The sequence below is a fragment of the Microbacterium sp. NPDC077644 genome, assembly GCF_040702785.1.
Classification (GTDB): domain Bacteria; phylum Actinomycetota; class Actinomycetes; order Actinomycetales; family Microbacteriaceae; genus Microbacterium.
On record NZ_JBFBME010000001.1, the window covers coordinates 1,108,060 to 1,124,058 of the forward strand.

The window sequence follows — 15,999 nt, forward strand, 5'->3', positions numbered from 1 at the left end:
GAAGGGAGAAGATGATGATCACCACCCAGAAGCACCCCGTTCCCGAGATCCCCTATGCGGCGCCGCGACTCGCCTCCGATCGTGAACATCTGGTGCGCGCAGCCGACCATCTGTGGCGCGTGCAGAACGACGCAGGCCGCATCCTCGGCCATCTGCGCATCGTCGCCGATCCGCTGGGCCTGCACTACCGCGCCGAGCGCCTCCATCTCGCGACCGGCGCGTTCCGGCTCGTCGGCGACTTCTGGCGTCCGGACGACGCTGTACAGGCCCTCCGCAACGGGTGAAGCGCCCCCGGCAGGAATCGAACCTGCGACCAACGGATTAGAAAGCCGATGCTCTTCCTCTGAGCTACGGAGGCGTACCTTCCTACGGTACCAAAGCCGGTGTCGGCACCCTCACTACAATGAGGGCATGGTATCTGCGTCCGAGAACGACCGCCTCGTCTGGATCGACTGCGAGATGACGGGACTCGATCTCTCGGTCGACGAACTCGTCGAGATCGCCGTCGTCGTGACCGATTTCGAGCTCCGTCCCCTCGACCCCGGGTTCCAGGTCGTCATCAAGCCGAGCGAAGCCGCGCTGGCGAACATGGGCGAGTTCGTCACCGACATGCACACGACGTCCGGGCTCATCGACGAGATCCCGCACGGCGTGTCTCTGGCTGATGCCGAAGAGCAGACCCTCGAGTACATCAAGCGGTTCGTCCCGGTCGAGCGCAAGGCTCCCCTGGCCGGCAACACGATCGGCACCGACCGGATGTTCCTGGCCAAGTACATGCCGCAGATCGACCAGTGGCTGCACTACCGCAATGTCGACGTCTCCAGCGTCAAGGAGCTCTCGCGACGCTGGTACCCGCGCGTGTTCTTCCAGGCTCCCGCCAAGGACGGCGGTCACCGAGCGCTCGCCGACATCCTCGAATCGATCCGCGAGCTGCAGTACTACCGTGAGGCCGTCTTCGTCCCCGAGCCCGGCCCCACGAGCGACGAGGCGCGGGCGATCGCAGAGCGCACCGTGTCATCGTTCGCCTCCGACGTGTAATACACTTGAGGGGTTGTCCGCTCAACGGACACATGGTGGCTGTAGCTCAGTTGGTAGAGCACCGCGTTGTGGTCGCGGGGGTCGCGGGTTCAAGCCCCGTCAGCCACCCGAAGCGAGTGAGGCCGCGGATGCTCGCATCCGCGTGCCGAGCGAGCGAGGGTAGAAGCGCCGAAGGCGCGACACCCCACTTCCGAGATCGAGGTTCCGATCCGTGTCCCTGACGGTCTGGCTCTCCCTGCTCACAGCATCCGTCGTGATCAGCTTCACGCCCGGCGCCGGCGCCATCAACACGATGTCGAACGCGCTCGCGCACGGGTGGCGCCGATCCGTCTGGGGCGTGATCGGCCAGCAGCTCGCGCTCATCGTGCACATCATCATCGTGGCCGCCGGCGTCGGACTGCTCGTCTCCCGCTCCCCGATCCTGTTCGACATCGTGCGCTACGCCGGTGCCGCCTATCTTGCATTCCTCGGCATCCGGATGATCCTCGCCCGCGTGCCCGAGCCCGCCGCGTCCGACGGCACTCCTCCGCCCCGCGAAGGCCGGTTCGCGATGATCCGCCGCGGCTTCTGGGTCAACGTGCTCAACCCCAAGGCGATCGTCTTCTTCCTGGCGTTCGTCCCGCAGTTCATCCGTCTCGACCAGCCCGCGCTCCCGCAGTATCTGATCCTCATCGGCACCGTCATCGTCGTCGACGTGATCGTCATGTGGGGGTTCTTCGCGACCGCTGCCAGACCGTTCCGCGCGCTGACCCGGACCCGGCGCGGAGTGCGCACCCTGAACATCGTCTTCGGGGCGCTGTTCCTGTTCGTGGCTGCGCTCCTCCTGTTCGTCCACTGACCCGTCACGGGCCGTAGGCTGGACGCGATGGAGATGGATGCCGCGACCTTCGAGAAGCTCGTCGTCGACGAGCTCGACCTGCTGCCGGAAGAGATGGTCCAGGACCTCGACAACGTCGTCTTCGTCGTCGAGGACCGGCCCGAGGACGGCAGTCTCGACCTGCTGGGCTTGTACGACGGGCTCGCCCTCACCGAGCGCGGCCACTACGGCATGGGCGAACTGCCCGACCGCATCATCGTCTATCGCGAGCCGCACCTTGCACAGGCCGAGAGCGAGGAGGATCTCCGCGACGAGGTGCACACCACGCTCGTGCATGAGATCGCGCACTTCTTCGGCATCGACGACGACCAGTTGCACGAACTGGGGTGGGCATGAGCACCCCGGTCGCACTCCCCGATCTCGACGAGACGCTCGACCTTCAGGCCGCGCCCCTCGAGCCGTGGCAGGTCGTCGTCTGGAACGATCCCGTGAACCTCATGAGCTACGTCGTGCGGGTGTTCCGCACCTACTTCGGCTACACGGCGGAGCACGCGACGACACTCATGCTCGCTGTGCACCACGATGGACACGCGATCGTCGCCACCGGAGCGAGGGAGACCATGGAGGTGCATGCGCAGGCCATGCACGACTACGGCCTGTGGGCGACCGTGCGGAAGGCACCGCAGTGACCGCACGCACGATCTCGTTCCGCCTCGCGCCGATCGAGGTTCAGCATCTCGCCGCTCTCATCGACCAGCTCACCGCGGTGATCGCCGCGGCTGACGAGCATCCCGATCCCGCCGTCGACCGGCTCGTCCCGGCACCGTATCCCGACGATCCCGACGCCGCCGAGGAGTTCGCCGCAGCGACCCGCGACGACCTGCTCGACCGCCGCACCGCCGACGCCGCGACCGTTCGAGGAGCGCTCTCACCGTTCATCGACGGCGACGACGACCCCGACGACGAGCGTGAACACGTCGATGTCGCGATCCGCGTCGTCGACATCGATTCCTGGCTGCGCACGATCACCGCGCTGCGCCTGGTCATCGCCGGCCGCCTCGGCATCACGACCGACGACGAGCACGACCTCGATGATCCGCGGTTCGGCGTCTACGACTGGCTCGCGTACCGCCTCGACGGCCTGATCGCGATCGCCGACGGACTGGACGATGCCCGCGACCTGGGCTGAATCGCCTTACGGGATGGCGACGGTGAGCGTCGCAAGCGCGCGCGGATCATCACGCTGCAGATGACGCTCCTCTTGGGCCGCCCAGCGGTCCCAATGCGGGCGGAATCCGTCGCCGTCGCGGTCCAGCGCGCGGCGCTTGCGCGACGGCGTCGGCGACTCGACCCACACCCGCACATCCGCCACGCGGGCGGATGCCGCATTGAGAGCTCCGCAGCCCTCGAGGATCACCCCGAGCGCGGGCGTGACGGCGTAGGCCTCCGCCTCCACCTCGTCCTCCCAGTCCCAGCGCCGCCACGTGCTCAGCAGACCGCGTGCGTGCGGGCGCAGGATGTCGTGCAGCGCACGCTCGGCACCCGCGTCGAGACCGTCCCAGCCCGGGTACAGCGAGTCCAGGGCGATCAGCTGAGGCCGCCCGGCGACAGGCCAGTTCGCGGCGACCATGCGCGACAGGGTCGTCTTCCCCGCCCCCGCTCGTCCGTCGATCAGCACGACCGGATTGGATGCCGCAACGGCGACGACGGCTTCGATGACCTCTGCGGCGCCGCGGCGGAGCGCCTGTTCGACGGGGTCGTTACTTCTTGAGGGCACGGATCACGCGCGAGAGAGCCCGCCCGGCGACCCAGACGAACGGAATGCCGACAGCGAGCAGCGCGACGATGTTCGGCTCGAATCGCAACCCTTCTTCGCGACGGACGTATACGCCGAGAGGAATGGAGACGCCGCCGCCTCCTCCGCCGCCGTTCTGGTCCTGGTCGGCGCCGCCGCCGAACCCGGCCCAGGTGAGGGCGACAGGGGTGATGCTCACGCCGTCGACGTCCTGCGGCTCGCCGTAGGCGGCCTTCACGCCGAAGGCGGAGATCTGCTTTCCGAGGTCCAGTGCGATGTTCGGCATGACTCCACGGTACAGGGCGAAACGCCGCACCGGGGAGTTCAATCGACCCCGTGATCCTTGGGATGCCGCGCGGCGCCCCGCCCGTCGCCGCGGCCGATGTGCCGGGCGCGGGTGATCGTGGCGTTGCCGAACCGGGCCCGCGCGTCATCCAGCGCTCCCTCGACCTTGCGCCAGTGCTCGTCGTCGTCCCACAGGGCGAAAGCGGCGCTGCCCGCCGGCCGCAGCTTCTCGGCGCGCACCCCGATCAGGCGGATCGGATCGCGCCGGTCGATCGACTCGTAGAGGCTCTGCGCGGCCTCGCCGATGCGCTGCCCGACGGAGGTCGGCTCCGCGAGGGTCTGCGACCGGCTGAGAGTGGTGAAGTCGTCGAAGCGCACCTTGATGGCGACCGTGCCGCACTCCCATTCGGCTCGGCGCAGCCGCACCGCCACCCGATCGGCGAGTCGCAGGAGCTCGGCACGGAGGAACTCGCGGTCGGTGATGTCGACGTCGAAGGTCTCCTCATGACCGACGCTCTTCTCCACCCGCTCCGTCTCGACCTCGCGCGCATCCATGCCGCGCGCGAGCTGCGCTATGCGCGCGCCCAGGGCAGGTCCGACGGCACGGTCGAGCATGTCCTGCGGCGAGTTCCTGATGTCACCGATCGTGCGGATGCCGCGTGCCTCCAGCGCCTCGGATGCCTTCGGACCCACGCCCCACATCGCACGGACCGAGCGCGGCGCGAGGAAGTCGAGCGTATCGGCCGCTGCAACGATCAGCAGGCCATCGGGCTTGGAGAGCGTCGAGGCCATCTTCGCGACGTGCTTGGTCGCGGCGACGCCGACGCTGCACGTGATCCCGACCTCGGCGTGCACGCGCTCGCGCACCATGCGCGCGATCCGTCCTGGGCTCCCCCACAGCCGGCGCACCCCCTGGACATCGAGGAACGCCTCGTCGACGGACAGCGGTTCCACGAGCGGTGTGATCGACTCGAACACCGCCATCACCTGCTTCGAGACGGCCTGGTAGCGCTCGAAGTGCGGCATCACGATCTTCGCCGTCGGACACAGACGCATGGCCTGGCCGACCGGCATCGCTGCGCGCACACCGTAGCGACGAGCCTCGTACGAAGCGCTCGAGACGACCGAGCGGCCGTCCGGCGCCCCGATGATCAGCGGCAGTCCGCGCAGCGACGGGTCATCGAGCACCTCGACGGCCGCGTAGAAGGCGTCCATGTCGACGTGCAGGATGCGCGTGCCGCTGTCGTCCGCACCGTCGGGTGAGACGATGCGGCCACGTCCGTCACCGCGCCCCATGGGTCCATTCTCGCCGAGGCCACCGACATCCGCGCGACAGTCCGGGGGCCGAAGCGACGAATGTCGGACCGATCGCGTGAATCGGTCCGACATTCGTGCCGGTGGCCCCCAAAGTGTCGGGGCACGAGGCGACGCTCCTGCGCGGCGCGCTCGAGACTTCGCCTAGGCTTCTGGCTCCGCTGCGCGGGCCAGAACGAGCTCGCGAACGCGCGCGGCATCCGCCTGCCCCTTCATGGCCTTCATCACGGCGCCGATGATGGCACCTGCGGCCTGCACCTTGCCGTCCTTGATCTTGGCCATGATGTCGGGCTGAGCGGCCAGCGCCTCGTCGATAGCGGCGATGAGGGCCCCGTCATCCGAGACGACAGCGAGCCCGCGGGCATCCACGACCTCCTGCGGCGTTCCCTCGCCGGCGATGACGCCCTCGAGGACCTGGCGTGCGAGCTTGTCCGTCAGGGTTCCCTCGTCCACGAGCTTCTGCAAGGCGGCGACGTTCTCAGGGGTGACCAGTGTCGCGGCATCCTTCTCCTGCGCGTTCGCCAGACGGGTGATCTCGCCCGTCCACCACTTGCGGGCCGCGGCAGGCGTCGAACCCGCGGCGATCGTCGCCTCGACGACGTCGACCAGATCGCTGTTGCGCACGTCCTGGTATTCGAGGTCGGTGAATCCCCACTCGGCCTTCAGACGCCGACGACGCGCCACCGGCTGCTCGGGCAGTGCCGCGCGCAGCTCCTCGACGAGCGAGGCGGCCGGCTGCACTGGGAGCAGATCCGGCTCCGGGAAGTAGCGGTAGTCGTCGGCATCCGACTTCGGGCGACCGGGCGAGGTCGTGCCGGTGTCCTCGTGCCAGTGACGGGTCTCCTGCGTGATCGAACCGCCATCGGCGAGGATCTGCGCCTGGCGCTGGATCTCGTAGCGGACTGCGCGCTCGACCGACCGCATGGAGTTGACGTTCTTCGTCTCGGTGCGGGTGCCGAGCGGTGCCGGCTCCTCGCCCGGGGCCGTACGCGGCCGCAGCGACACGTTCGCATCGCAGCGCAGGTTGCCGCGCTCCAGGCGCGCCTCGGAGATCCCGAGACTCCGGACGATGTCGCGGATCGTCGACACGTAGGCCTTGGCGACCTCCGGCGCACGGTGATCGGCGCCGAAGATCGTCTTCGTCACGATCTCGACGAGCGGCACGCCGGCGCGGTTGTAGTCGACGAGAGAGTACTCCGCTCCCTGGATGCGGCCGGTGGCGCCGCCCATGTGGGTGAGCTTGCCCGCATCCTCCTCCATGTGCGCGCGTTCGATCGGAACGGTCACGAGCGTGCCGTCCTCGAGCTCGACCTCGACGGAGCCCTCGTACGCGATCGGCTCGTCGTACTGCGAGATCTGGTAGTTCTTGCCGAGGTCCGGATAGAAGTAGTTCTTACGCGCGAAGCGGCTGGACTCGGCGATCGAGCAGTTCAGCGCGAGGCCGAGGCTGATCGACGACCGGATCGCCGTCTCGTTCACGACCGGCATCGCCCCGGGGAGTCCGAGGTCGACCGGCGCGATGAGCGTGTTCGGGTCTGCGGCGTGATACTTCTCGTTGGCCGGGTTGGGTGCGGCCGAGAACATCTTGGTCTCGGTGTTCAGCTCGACGTGAACCTCGAACCCGAGCACCGGCTCGAACAGCTCGAGCGCCTTGTCGAAATCCATCAGCTTTGCCGCGGCCATCAGCGGTTCCCTCCTGCGAGCTCCGGGGCTCGGGTGAGCAGCGGCGCTCCCCACGAGTCGACGAGCAGTGTTTCGAGCGCGGCGCCGACCCGGTACAGCCGCGCGTCTTCGCGTGCGGGCGCGAGGAACTGGATGCCGACGGGCAGACCGTCATCATCGGCGAGGCCCGAAGGGATCGAGATGCCGGGGACGCCCGCGAGGTTCGCCGGGATCGTCGTGACGTCGTTCAGATACATCTGCAGCGGGTCGTCGATCCGCTCGCCGATCTTGAACGCCGTGGTCGGAGCCGACGGCGTCGCGATGACGTCGACCTGCTCGAACGCGCGGTCGAAGTCCTGCTGGATGAGCGTGCGGACCTTCTGCGCACTGCCGTAGTACGCGTCGTAGTACCCGGCCGACAGCGCGTATGTGCCGAGGATGATGCGGCGCTTGACCTCGTCGCCGAACCCGGCGTCGCGCGTCGCGGACATGACGTCCTCGACGGTCGCATTGCCTTCCGGCGTGACGCGGAGGCCGAAGCGCACGGAGTCGAACTTCGCCAGGTTGCTGGATGCCTCGGCCGGGAGGATCAGGTAGTACGCGGCGACACCGTATTCGAAGTGCGGTGTGGAGATCTCGACGATCTCGGCGCCGTGCTTCTCGAGCAGGTCGAGCGAGGCACGGAAGGATGCCGCGACGCCGGACTGGAATCCGGAGTCCGGGAGCTCCTTGATGACGCCGACTCTCAGACCCGTCAGCACGTCTCCGCGCGCGCCCTCGCGGGCAGCATCCGCGAACGACGGCCAGGCGTCGGTGAGAGAGGTCGAATCGTGCGGATCGTGCCCGGCGATGACGTCGTGCAGGAGACCCGAGTCGAGCACCGTGCGCGTGACGGGGCCGACCTGGTCCAGGCTCGAGGCCAGCGCGATCGCGCCGTACCGGCTGACGCCGCCGTACGTCGGCTTGACACCCACGGTCCCTGTGACGTGCGCCGGCTGCCGGATCGACCCGCCGGTGTCAGAACCGAGCGCGAGGGGTGCTTCGAACGCGGCGACCGCTGCCGCCGATCCGCCGCCGGATCCGCCGGGGATCCGGTCGAGGTCCCAGGGGTTGCGCGTGGGGCCGTAGGCGGAGTGCTCGGTGGACGAGCCCATCGCGAACTCGTCCATGTTCGTCTTGCCGAGCGGCACGAGTCCGGCGGCGCGGGAGCGGGCGACGACCGTGGCGTCGTAGGGCGACATGTAGCCCTCGAGGATCTTCGAGCCGCTCGTGGTGGGCTGATCGGTCGTGACCAGCACGTCCTTGATCGCGAGCGGGACGCCTGCGAGCGGGTGCAGCTGCTCTCCCGCCGCGCGGGCCGTGTCGATCGCGTCCGCGGCGGCGAGAGCACCGTCGTTGACGTGCAGGAAGGCGTGGACGTCGCCGTCGACGGCGGCGATGCGGTCGAGGTGGGCCTGCGTGGCCTCGCGACTGGAGACCCCGCCCGCGGTCAGCTTGTCGGCGAGCTCGGCTGCGGTCATGCGGATGATGTCGCTCACTGCTCCTCCCCGAGGATCGCGGTCACGCGGAAGCGGCCGTCGGAGGCATCCGGCGCGTTCTGCAGCACCTGTTCGTGGGTGAGCGTGTCGCCGACCTCGTCGGGTCGGAACACGTTCGCCAGCGGAATCGGATGGCTCGTGGCCACCACGTCGGGCGTCGCGACCTGCGAGACCTTGGCGATGTTGTCGACGATGGCGTCGAGCTGGCCCGTGAGCCGCGTCACCTCGTCGTCGTTCAGCTGGATGCGCGCGAGCACGCCGAGATGGCGCACGAGATCAGGGGTGATTTCAGACACTCCCCAAGTCTAGTTCCACCCGCGCCCGCACCCGGATCGGGATGCGGATCGCTTGCGCGTCATCTGACTAAACAGTAAGGTATGGGCAATGGAGCACAACGACAGAGGAGTCATCATGCCCAACATCGCCCGCTCGCTCGACATCGCCGCACGCCCCAGCCAGGTGTGGCGCCATCTGGCCGATCAGGAGGGACTCCGACGGTGGATGCTCCCCGATCTCGAGATCGATCTGCGACCCGGCGGTGCGTACCGCGCCACGGGCGCCGACGGCACCGGCATCACCGGCACCGTGCTGGAGATCGTCCCGGAAGGGCGCCTGATCCTGTCGTGGTTCGAGCAGGATGCGGGCTGGGTCCACCCCGCGCGACTCGTCGTGTCCCTCCAGGCCATCTCCACCGGATGCCGGGTAGAGCTGGTGCACGACGGTTTCGCGGGCATCGGCACCGACCGCTGGCAGCAGACAGAGGCTGCATACGAGCGCGGCGCCGACGCCCATCGCATCCTTCCCGCCCTGGCCGATGTCGTCGAATCCGCCGCCTGACGCGACCGATGACGCGTTCCGCGCGCTCGCGGACCCGACGCGACGCCGGATCCTGGACCTCATCGCGGAGCATGATCGGCTGTCGGTGGGAGAACTGGCCGCGCACTTTCCCGCGCTCGTCGAATCGGGTATCTCCAAGCATCTGATGGTGCTGCGTGCAGCGCATCTGGTCGTCGCGGAGCGCGAGGGCCGGCGGCGCATCTACCGACTCGACGGCGAGGGCCTGGCACGCGCTCTGCAGCCGTGGATGCGACGGTACGAGAACCTGTGGGATCGCCCTCTGGCGCTGCTGCAGTCCCTCGCCGAGGACACGAGCACCTGACGTCGGGAATAGGCTGAGACCATGACGACGTACGTGCCTCCGCGTCCCTGGATCGCCAGCTATGCGGACGGTGTTCCCGAAGACCTGTCCCCCGTCAGCGGCTCGCTCATCGACATCGTGGCGGCCTCTGCGCGGGACTACCCGGATGCCCCGGCGCTGGAGTTCTTCGGACGGACGACCTCGTACGCGCAGATGCAGGAGGCTATCGGCCGTGCGGCATCCGGCCTCCACGCTCTCGGCGTGCGCGCCGGCGATCCCGTCGCCATCGTGCTTCCCAACTGCCCGCAGCACATCGTCGCCTTCTACGCCGTGCTGCGTCTGGGCGCGGTCGTCGTCGAGCACAATCCGCTGTACACGGCGCGCGAGCTGCGCAAGCAGTTCGAAGACCACGGCGCCAAGCACGCCATCGTGTGGAGCAAGGTCGTGAAGACCGTGCAGGACTTCCCTCAGGATCTTGCGGTGACCTCGCTCATCTCCGTCGATGTGACCACGGCCATGCCGACGCTCACCCGTCTCGCCCTGAAGCTGCCGATCGCGAAGGCCCGCGAGTCGCGTGAAGCGCTCACCGAGAAGGTCCGCGGGGCGATCTCCTGGGAGCAGATCGTGCGCTCCGAGCCGCTGCCGGCATCGCACCCGCGTCCGGCCACCGACGACCTCGCGATCATCCAGTACACGTCCGGCACGACGGGCACGCCCAAGGGCGCCGCGCTCACGCATCGGAACCTGCTCGCCAATGCGGCCCAGGCCCAGTCGTGGGTCCCCTCGATCACCCGCGGCAACGGCTGCGTGGTGTACGCCGTGCTGCCGATGTTCCACGCCTACGGGCTCACGCTCTGTCTGACGTTCGCGATGTCGATGGGTGCGCGGCTCGTGCTCTTCCCCAAGTTCGATCCGGATCTCGTCCTCGACGTCGTGAAGAAGCATCCGCCGACGTTCCTGCCCCTCGTGCCCCCGATCGCCGAGCGTCTGCTGGCTGCGGCCACCGCGAAGGGCATCTCCTTGGCGGGGACCGAGGTCGCGATCTCGGGCGCCATGGCGTTGCCGCATGAGCTGGTCGTTCCGTTCGAAGAGGCCAGCGGCGGGTTCCTCGTCGAGGGCTACGGGCTCAGCGAGTGCTCCCCCGTGCTCATGGCGAATCCCGTGGCCGAGAACCGCGTCGCCGGAACCGTCGGGCTGCCGCTCCCCGGAACGGAATGCCGGGTCGTCGACCCGGACGAGCCGACGAAGGATGTCGAGCCCGGCACCCCCGGCGAGCTCGTCGTCCGCGGGCCGCAGGTGTTCTCCGGGTACTACGGCAAGCCCGAGGCGACGGAAGAGGCGTTCGTCGACGGCTGGTACCGCACGGGCGACATCGTGACGATCGATGACGCCGGCTTCGTGCGGATCGTCGACCGGATCAAGGAGCTCATCATCACCGGCGGCTTCAACGTCTCGCCCACCGAGGTCGAGAACGTGCTGCGTCAGCATCCGTCCATCGAAGACGTCGCCGTCGTGGGCCTGCCCAGCGGCCACTCGGGTGAAGAGGTCGTCGCCGCCGTCGTGCTGGATGCCGGCGCAGAGCTCGACGAGGACGCCATCCGCACCTTCGCCCGGGGCATCCTCACCCCGTACAAGGTCCCGCGGCGCATCTTCGTCGTCGACGAGCTGCCCAAGTCGCTCATCGGCAAGGTGCTGCGCCGCCAGGTCAAGGAGAAGATCACAGCCCTCACCGGCAGTTGACGCGCGTTCTCCCAGACAAGCGCGGGTGCGGGGCGCTACCTTTGATCAGTGACCCCTGAAGACGCACCCCGCACCGAGCCCGCCGACGAGTCGAACACGACCCCCGGATTCGAGGAGCTCGGCATCACCGGGCCCGTCCTCAAAGCCATCCGCGACCTCGGCTACGAGACGCCCTCGCCGATCCAGGCGGCGACCATCCCGCTGCTGATCCAGGGCCGGGACGTTCTCGGCACCGCGCAGACCGGAACGGGCAAAACCGCCGCCTTCGCGCTGCCCGTGCTCGAGAACCTCGACCTGTCGCAGAAGACTCCGCAGGCGCTCGTGCTCGCGCCGACCCGCGAGCTCGCACTGCAGGTGTGCGAGGCGTTCGAGGCCTACTCGTCGCGCATGAAGGACGTCCGCGTGCTGCCGGTCTACGGCGGTCAGGGCTACGGCGTGCAGCTGTCGGCGCTTCGGCGCGGCGTGCACATCGTCGTCGGCACGCCGGGGCGCATCATGGATCACCAGGCCAAGGGCACGCTCGACCTCTCCGAGCTGAAGTACCTCGTCCTCGACGAGGCCGACGAGATGCTCAAGATGGGCTTCGCCGAGGACGTCGAGCAGATCCTCGCCCAGACTCCGTCGGACAAGCAGGTCGCGCTGTTCTCGGCGACGATGCCCGCCGCGATCCGGCGCCTCGCCCAGCAGTACCTGAACGCGCCGGAAGAAGTCGCGATCACGGCGAAGACCACCACCAACCAGAACATCACGCAGCGCTACCTCGTCGTCTCGTACCAGCAGAAGGTCGATGCCCTCACCCGCATCCTCGAGGTGGAGAACTTCGACGGGATGATCGTGTTCGTCCGCACCAAGAACGAGACCGAGACGCTCGCCGAGAAGCTGCGCGCCCGCGGATACTCGGCGGCGGCGATCAACGGCGACGTACCCCAGGTGCAGCGCGAGCGCAGCGTCAACCAGCTCAAGGACGGCAAGCTCGACATCCTCGTCGCCACCGATGTCGCCGCGCGCGGGCTGGACGTGGAGCGCATCAGCCACGTCGTGAACTTCGACATCCCGACCGACACCGAGTCGTATGTGCACCGCATCGGCCGCACCGGCCGTGCGGGCCGCTCGGGAGATGCGATCAGCTTCATCACCCCGCGCGAGCGCTACCTTCTCAAGCACATCGAGAAGGCGACTCGCCAGCAGCCGGCGCAGATGCAGCTGCCGACCACCGAGGATGTCAACACCACGCGGCTCGCACGCTTCGACGATGCGATCACCGCTGCCCTGGGCGAAGGCGACCGCATCGAGAAGTTCCGTGACATCATCGCCCACTACGTCCGCAACCACGACGTGCCCGAGGCCGACGTCGCCGCGGCCCTCGCCGTCGTCGCGCAGGGAGAGACCCCTCTGCTGCTCGACCCCGAGAACGATGAGCTGACCGCCGCTGTCGCCCGCGACAACCGTCCGCCGCGCGAGGGCCGTGACCGCGACCGCCCGGCACGCGAGCCGCGCGAGCGCCGCAGCCGCGGCGACTACGCGCCGTACCGCATCGAGGTCGGTCGCCGTCACCGCGTCGAGCCCCGCCAGATCGTCGGCGCGCTCGCGAACGAGGGCGGCCTCGGCCGCGACGACTTCGGCGCGATCAACATCCGGCCCGACTTCTCGATCGTGGAGCTGCCGTCGAACATGCCGGCATCCGTGCTCGAGAAGCTGCGTGACACCCGCATCTCGGGACGCGCGATCGAGATCAAGCCCGATCGCGGTCCGCGCGGAGGCGGCGCGCGCCGCCCGCGCGAGGATCGCGACGGCGGCTACGAGCGCCGCGACCGTCCGTCGTACGACGACCGCCCGGCGCGCAAGCCCCGTCACAAGGGCTGATCCGCGCCCCCGCCGCACGTGTGAAACAGGTCTTGTCGCCCGAAACACGGCGTGCCACGGCCTGTTTCGACGGGCTGCACCTGTTTCGCAGATGCAGACGAGGCATGCTGGAGGCATGACATCGGTGCGGCTCGTCGTTCGGGGGCGCGTGCAGGGCGTCGGCTTCCGCTGGTTCGTGCGGGATGCCGCGGACGCTCAGGGCGTCACAGGCTGGGTGCGCAATCTCCGCGACGGCTCGGTCGAGGCGGAGCTGCACGGTTCGGATGCCGCCGTTCAAGCGGTCCTCGACGCGATGGCCGCGGGACCGCTCGGTTCACGCGTGGACCGCGTCGACGTCACGGCAGCCGCGGCACAGCCGGGGGCGGGCTTCAGCATCCGCTCGACCTGACCTCGAGAATCGCCTTGCACGTCGAGAATCGGAATCGCAGAGCAATTCTCGGCGCGTAACACAATTCTCGCGATGTCAGTCGAGCGCTGCCGGGCCCTCGGTCACGAGGATGTGGAACTGTGCGGCATCCAGGATGCGGATGCCGAGTTCCTCCGCCTTCGCGAGCTTGGAGCCGGCCCCGGGGCCCGCGGCGACGAAGTCGGTCTTCTTCGAGACACTCGATGCAGCCTTGCCGCCGGCCTTGATGATCGCCTCCTGCGCGCCGTCACGCGTGTAACCGTCGAGGGAGCCGGTCGCGACGACCGTGAGTCCGTCGAGCACTCCGCCCTCGACCGTCGCAGCACCCGGCCCCGGATGCCCCGGCGTCGCCCACTGGACGCCTGCCGCAGCCCACTGCTCGACGATGTCGACGTGCCAGTCGACCTCGAACCAGTCCCGCAGCGAGTCGGCGATGATGCCGCCGACGCCCTCGACAGCCGCAAGCTCCTCGCGGGATGCGGCCCGGATCGCATCCAGCGACCCGAACCACTGTGCGAGCGCACGCGCGGCCACGGGCCCGACGTGCCGGATGTTCAGCGAAACGAGCAGGCGCCACAGCTCCTTGGTCTTGGCCTTCTCGAGCTCGGCGAGCAGCGTCTGCGCCTGCGACGACGGCTGGGGCCCCTCGATCCCGCGCTTCTTCTCCGCAGCGGTGGGATTGCGTCGGAACGGCGCGCGCGTCTTGACGACGCCCTCGTCGTCCTCCTTCGGCAGCCCCGTCTCGGCATCGCGCACCACGACCTCGATGGGCACGATCTGCTCGAGCGTGAGGGTGAACAGACCTGCCTCGGTGTCGAGCGGCGCGACGGCGGGCGGTTCGGCCTGGGTCAGAGCGGCAGCGGTCACCTCTCCGAGCGCCTCCACGTCGAGGGCGCCCCGCGAACCGATGTGCTCGACGCGGCCGCGCACCTGCGCAGGACACGAACGCGCGTTCGGGCAGCGCAGGTCGATGTCACCCTCTTTCATGGGCCGCAGCGGCGTACCGCACTCGGGGCAGTTCGCGGGCATGACGAACTCGCGCTCGGTGCCATCTCGGCGTTCGACCACGGGGCCGAGCACCTCGGGGATGACATCCCCCGCCTTGCGCAGGACGACGGTGTCGCCGATCAGCACGCCCTTGGCCTTCACGACGTCCTTGTTGTGCAGGGTGGCCTGCCGGACCACGGACCCCGCGACGTGCGCAGGCTCCATCACCGCGAACGGCGTGGCGCGCCCGGTGCGACCGACGGAGACGACGATGTCGAGCAGCTTCGTCTGCACCTCTTCCGGCGGGTACTTGTAGGCGATCGCCCACCGCGGCGCCCGCGAGGTCATGCCCAGTTCATCGTGCAGGGCGAGTTCGTCGACCTTGACGACGATGCCGTCGAGCTCGTGCTCGATGTCGTGACGATGCTCGCCGAAGTACGCCACGAACTCAGTGACCTCATCGATCGACGTGCAGACCTTCGAGTGCGGACTGACCGGGAGCCCCCACGACGCGAGGAGGTCGTACACCTGGCTCTGGGCGGCGACGGGCGGGTTCGTCCATGCGCCGATGCCGTGCACGTACAGGTCGAGCGACGCGATCCGCAGCAGCCCTGCCTCGAGTTCGAGCCCGTCCTTCTTGTCGATCTGCTGGCGCAGGCCACCGCTGGCGGCGTTGCGCGGATTCGCGAAGGCCGGGAACCGGCGAGCCGCAGCGCTGCGCGCCTTCTCCTCCTCGAAGGGACGCTTCGCACCGCCACGACCCTCCCAACGGGCGAGCGCATCGGAGTACGCCCGTTCGCGGAACTCGGCCTGTGCGGCATTGAGACGCTCGAACGCCGCGACCGGGATGAACACTTCTCCGCGGACCTCGACGATCTCGGGATGCCCCTCGCCGCTGAGCCGCTCGGGGATCATCGGCAGCCGCAGCGCGTTCTCGGTGACGATCTCGCCCACGCGCCCGTCGCCGCGCGTCGCGGCCGAGGTGAGCACGCCGTTCTCGTAGCGGAGGTTGATCGCAAGACCGTCGATCTTCAGTTCGGTGAGCCAGGCGACGTCGCGCCCGGCAGACGCGCGGGTCTTCGCGGCCCACTCGCGGAGCTCTTCGATCGAGAAGACGTTGTCGAGGCTCAGCATCCGCTCGGCGTGCTCGATGGTCGCAAGTCCCGTCGCCTGCGCAGCGCCCACCATCTGGGTCGGCGAGTCCTGCCCCTGCAGCTCGGGGTGCAGACGCTCGAGTTCTTCGAGCCGGTGCATCCAGCCGTCGTACGTCGCATCGTCGACCAGCGACGTGTCGCGCCCGTAGTACGCGTCCTTCGCTTCGAGGATGCGTGTGGTCAGCTCTTCTGCCTCGACGCGGGCGTCTTCCAGCGAGATGTTCTCCGGCACTGTCTCAGTTTAGGAGCGCACACCGACATT

The 15,999-nt window shown here is 68.7% G+C and carries 18 protein-coding genes and 2 tRNA genes; 12 read left to right on the plus strand and 8 right to left on the minus strand.

All coding sequences use genetic code 11. The features are described 5' to 3' along the window. The first annotated feature begins 14 nt into the window (after positions 1-14). Complete coding sequence (locus AB0269_RS05335) at positions 15-284, plus strand: hypothetical protein (protein ID WP_366210200.1); 270 nt, start codon at positions 15-17, stop codon at positions 282-284. 2 nt (positions 285-286) lie between these two features. Here the strand turns inward: AB0269_RS05335 and AB0269_RS05340 are convergent. Beyond that, positions 287-358: transfer RNA gene (locus tag AB0269_RS05340), tRNA-Arg, on the minus strand. A gap of 53 nt (positions 359-411) precedes the next feature. Here AB0269_RS05340 and orn point away from each other — a divergent pair. From orn to AB0269_RS05370, 6 genes are all read left to right on the plus strand, one after another. Further along, a complete protein-coding gene (gene orn, locus AB0269_RS05345) occupies positions 412-1,038 on the plus strand; it encodes an oligoribonuclease (protein ID WP_366210201.1) in 627 nt (208 codons plus the stop codon). 35 nt (positions 1,039-1,073) lie between these two features. Further along, positions 1,074-1,146: transfer RNA gene (locus AB0269_RS05350), tRNA-His, on the plus strand. 103 nt (positions 1,147-1,249) lie between these two features. Beyond that, positions 1,250-1,876: a LysE family transporter gene (locus AB0269_RS05355; RefSeq protein ID WP_366210202.1), complete on the plus strand. Its 627-nt coding sequence runs from the start codon at positions 1,250-1,252 to the stop codon at positions 1,874-1,876. A 27-nt stretch (positions 1,877-1,903) separates the two neighbouring features. Then, positions 1,904-2,251 (plus strand): metallopeptidase family protein, encoded by a 348-nt coding sequence (locus tag AB0269_RS05360; protein WP_366210203.1) that lies wholly within the window; start codon positions 1,904-1,906, stop codon positions 2,249-2,251. Then, the gene (gene clpS, locus AB0269_RS05365) at positions 2,248-2,544 is read left to right on the plus strand and encodes an ATP-dependent Clp protease adapter ClpS (RefSeq protein ID WP_366210204.1); all 297 of its coding nucleotides are present in this window, start codon (positions 2,248-2,250) and stop codon (positions 2,542-2,544) included. Before AB0269_RS05360 ends, clpS begins: the two co-directional genes overlap by 4 nt. Beyond that, positions 2,541-3,044, plus strand: coding sequence for a DUF2017 family protein (locus tag AB0269_RS05370; protein ID WP_366210205.1), 504 nt, complete (start codon positions 2,541-2,543; stop codon positions 3,042-3,044). Before clpS ends, AB0269_RS05370 begins: the two co-directional genes overlap by 4 nt. Before the next feature lie 6 nt (positions 3,045-3,050). On the opposite strand, the gene AB0269_RS05375 is transcribed toward AB0269_RS05370, so the two are convergent. From AB0269_RS05375 to gatC, 6 genes are all read right to left on the minus strand, one after another. Continuing rightward, positions 3,051-3,632, minus strand: a complete 582-nt coding sequence (locus AB0269_RS05375; protein ID WP_366210206.1) for a hypothetical protein — start codon at positions 3,630-3,632, stop codon at positions 3,051-3,053. Beyond that, a complete protein-coding gene (locus AB0269_RS05380; protein ID WP_175988726.1) occupies positions 3,616-3,936 on the minus strand; it encodes a hypothetical protein in 321 nt (106 codons plus the stop codon). The genes AB0269_RS05375 and AB0269_RS05380 overlap by 17 nt, the downstream gene beginning before the upstream one ends. A 38-nt stretch (positions 3,937-3,974) precedes the next feature. Next, a complete protein-coding gene (dinB, locus tag AB0269_RS05385; RefSeq protein WP_366210207.1) occupies positions 3,975-5,231 on the minus strand; it encodes a DNA polymerase IV in 1,257 nt (418 codons plus the stop codon). A 162-nt stretch (positions 5,232-5,393) separates the two neighbouring features. After that, positions 5,394-6,932, minus strand: a complete 1,539-nt coding sequence (gene gatB / locus AB0269_RS05390) for an Asp-tRNA(Asn)/Glu-tRNA(Gln) amidotransferase subunit GatB (protein WP_366210208.1) — start codon at positions 6,930-6,932, stop codon at positions 5,394-5,396. Next, positions 6,932-8,449 carry an Asp-tRNA(Asn)/Glu-tRNA(Gln) amidotransferase subunit GatA gene (gatA, locus tag AB0269_RS05395; RefSeq protein WP_366210209.1) on the minus strand — a complete coding sequence of 506 codons (1,518 nt, stop codon included), beginning with the start codon at positions 8,447-8,449 and terminating at the stop codon, positions 6,932-6,934. Before gatA ends, gatB begins: the two co-directional genes overlap by 1 nt. Then, complete coding sequence (gatC, locus tag AB0269_RS05400) at positions 8,446-8,745, minus strand: Asp-tRNA(Asn)/Glu-tRNA(Gln) amidotransferase subunit GatC (RefSeq protein ID WP_366210210.1); 300 nt, start codon at positions 8,743-8,745, stop codon at positions 8,446-8,448. Before gatC ends, gatA begins: the two co-directional genes overlap by 4 nt. 115 nt (positions 8,746-8,860) lie before the next feature. On the opposite strand from gatC, the gene AB0269_RS05405 reads away from it, so the two are divergent. From AB0269_RS05405 to AB0269_RS05425, 5 genes are all read left to right on the plus strand, one after another. Continuing rightward, positions 8,861-9,286, plus strand: coding sequence for an SRPBCC domain-containing protein (locus tag AB0269_RS05405; protein ID WP_366210211.1), 426 nt, complete (start codon positions 8,861-8,863; stop codon positions 9,284-9,286). Then, positions 9,264-9,608 (plus strand): metalloregulator ArsR/SmtB family transcription factor, encoded by a 345-nt coding sequence (locus AB0269_RS05410; protein WP_366210212.1) that lies wholly within the window; start codon positions 9,264-9,266, stop codon positions 9,606-9,608. Before AB0269_RS05405 ends, AB0269_RS05410 begins: the two co-directional genes overlap by 23 nt. 21 nt (positions 9,609-9,629) lie before the next feature. Next, positions 9,630-11,327 carry a long-chain-fatty-acid--CoA ligase gene (locus AB0269_RS05415; protein WP_366210213.1) on the plus strand — a complete coding sequence of 566 codons (1,698 nt, stop codon included), beginning with the start codon at positions 9,630-9,632 and terminating at the stop codon, positions 11,325-11,327. A 48-nt stretch (positions 11,328-11,375) separates the two neighbouring features. Beyond that, complete coding sequence (locus AB0269_RS05420; RefSeq protein ID WP_366210214.1) at positions 11,376-13,190, plus strand: DEAD/DEAH box helicase; 1,815 nt, start codon at positions 11,376-11,378, stop codon at positions 13,188-13,190. Positions 13,191-13,305: 115 nt separating this feature from the next. Next, positions 13,306-13,578: an acylphosphatase gene (locus tag AB0269_RS05425; RefSeq protein WP_366210215.1), complete on the plus strand. Its 273-nt coding sequence runs from the start codon at positions 13,306-13,308 to the stop codon at positions 13,576-13,578. Between the two features lie 75 nt (positions 13,579-13,653). Here the strand turns inward: AB0269_RS05425 and ligA are convergent, their stop codons facing one another. Continuing rightward, positions 13,654-15,969 carry an NAD-dependent DNA ligase LigA gene (ligA, locus tag AB0269_RS05430; protein WP_366210216.1) on the minus strand — a complete coding sequence of 772 codons (2,316 nt, stop codon included), beginning with the start codon at positions 15,967-15,969 and terminating at the stop codon, positions 13,654-13,656. Between the last annotated feature and the right edge of the window lie 30 nt (positions 15,970-15,999).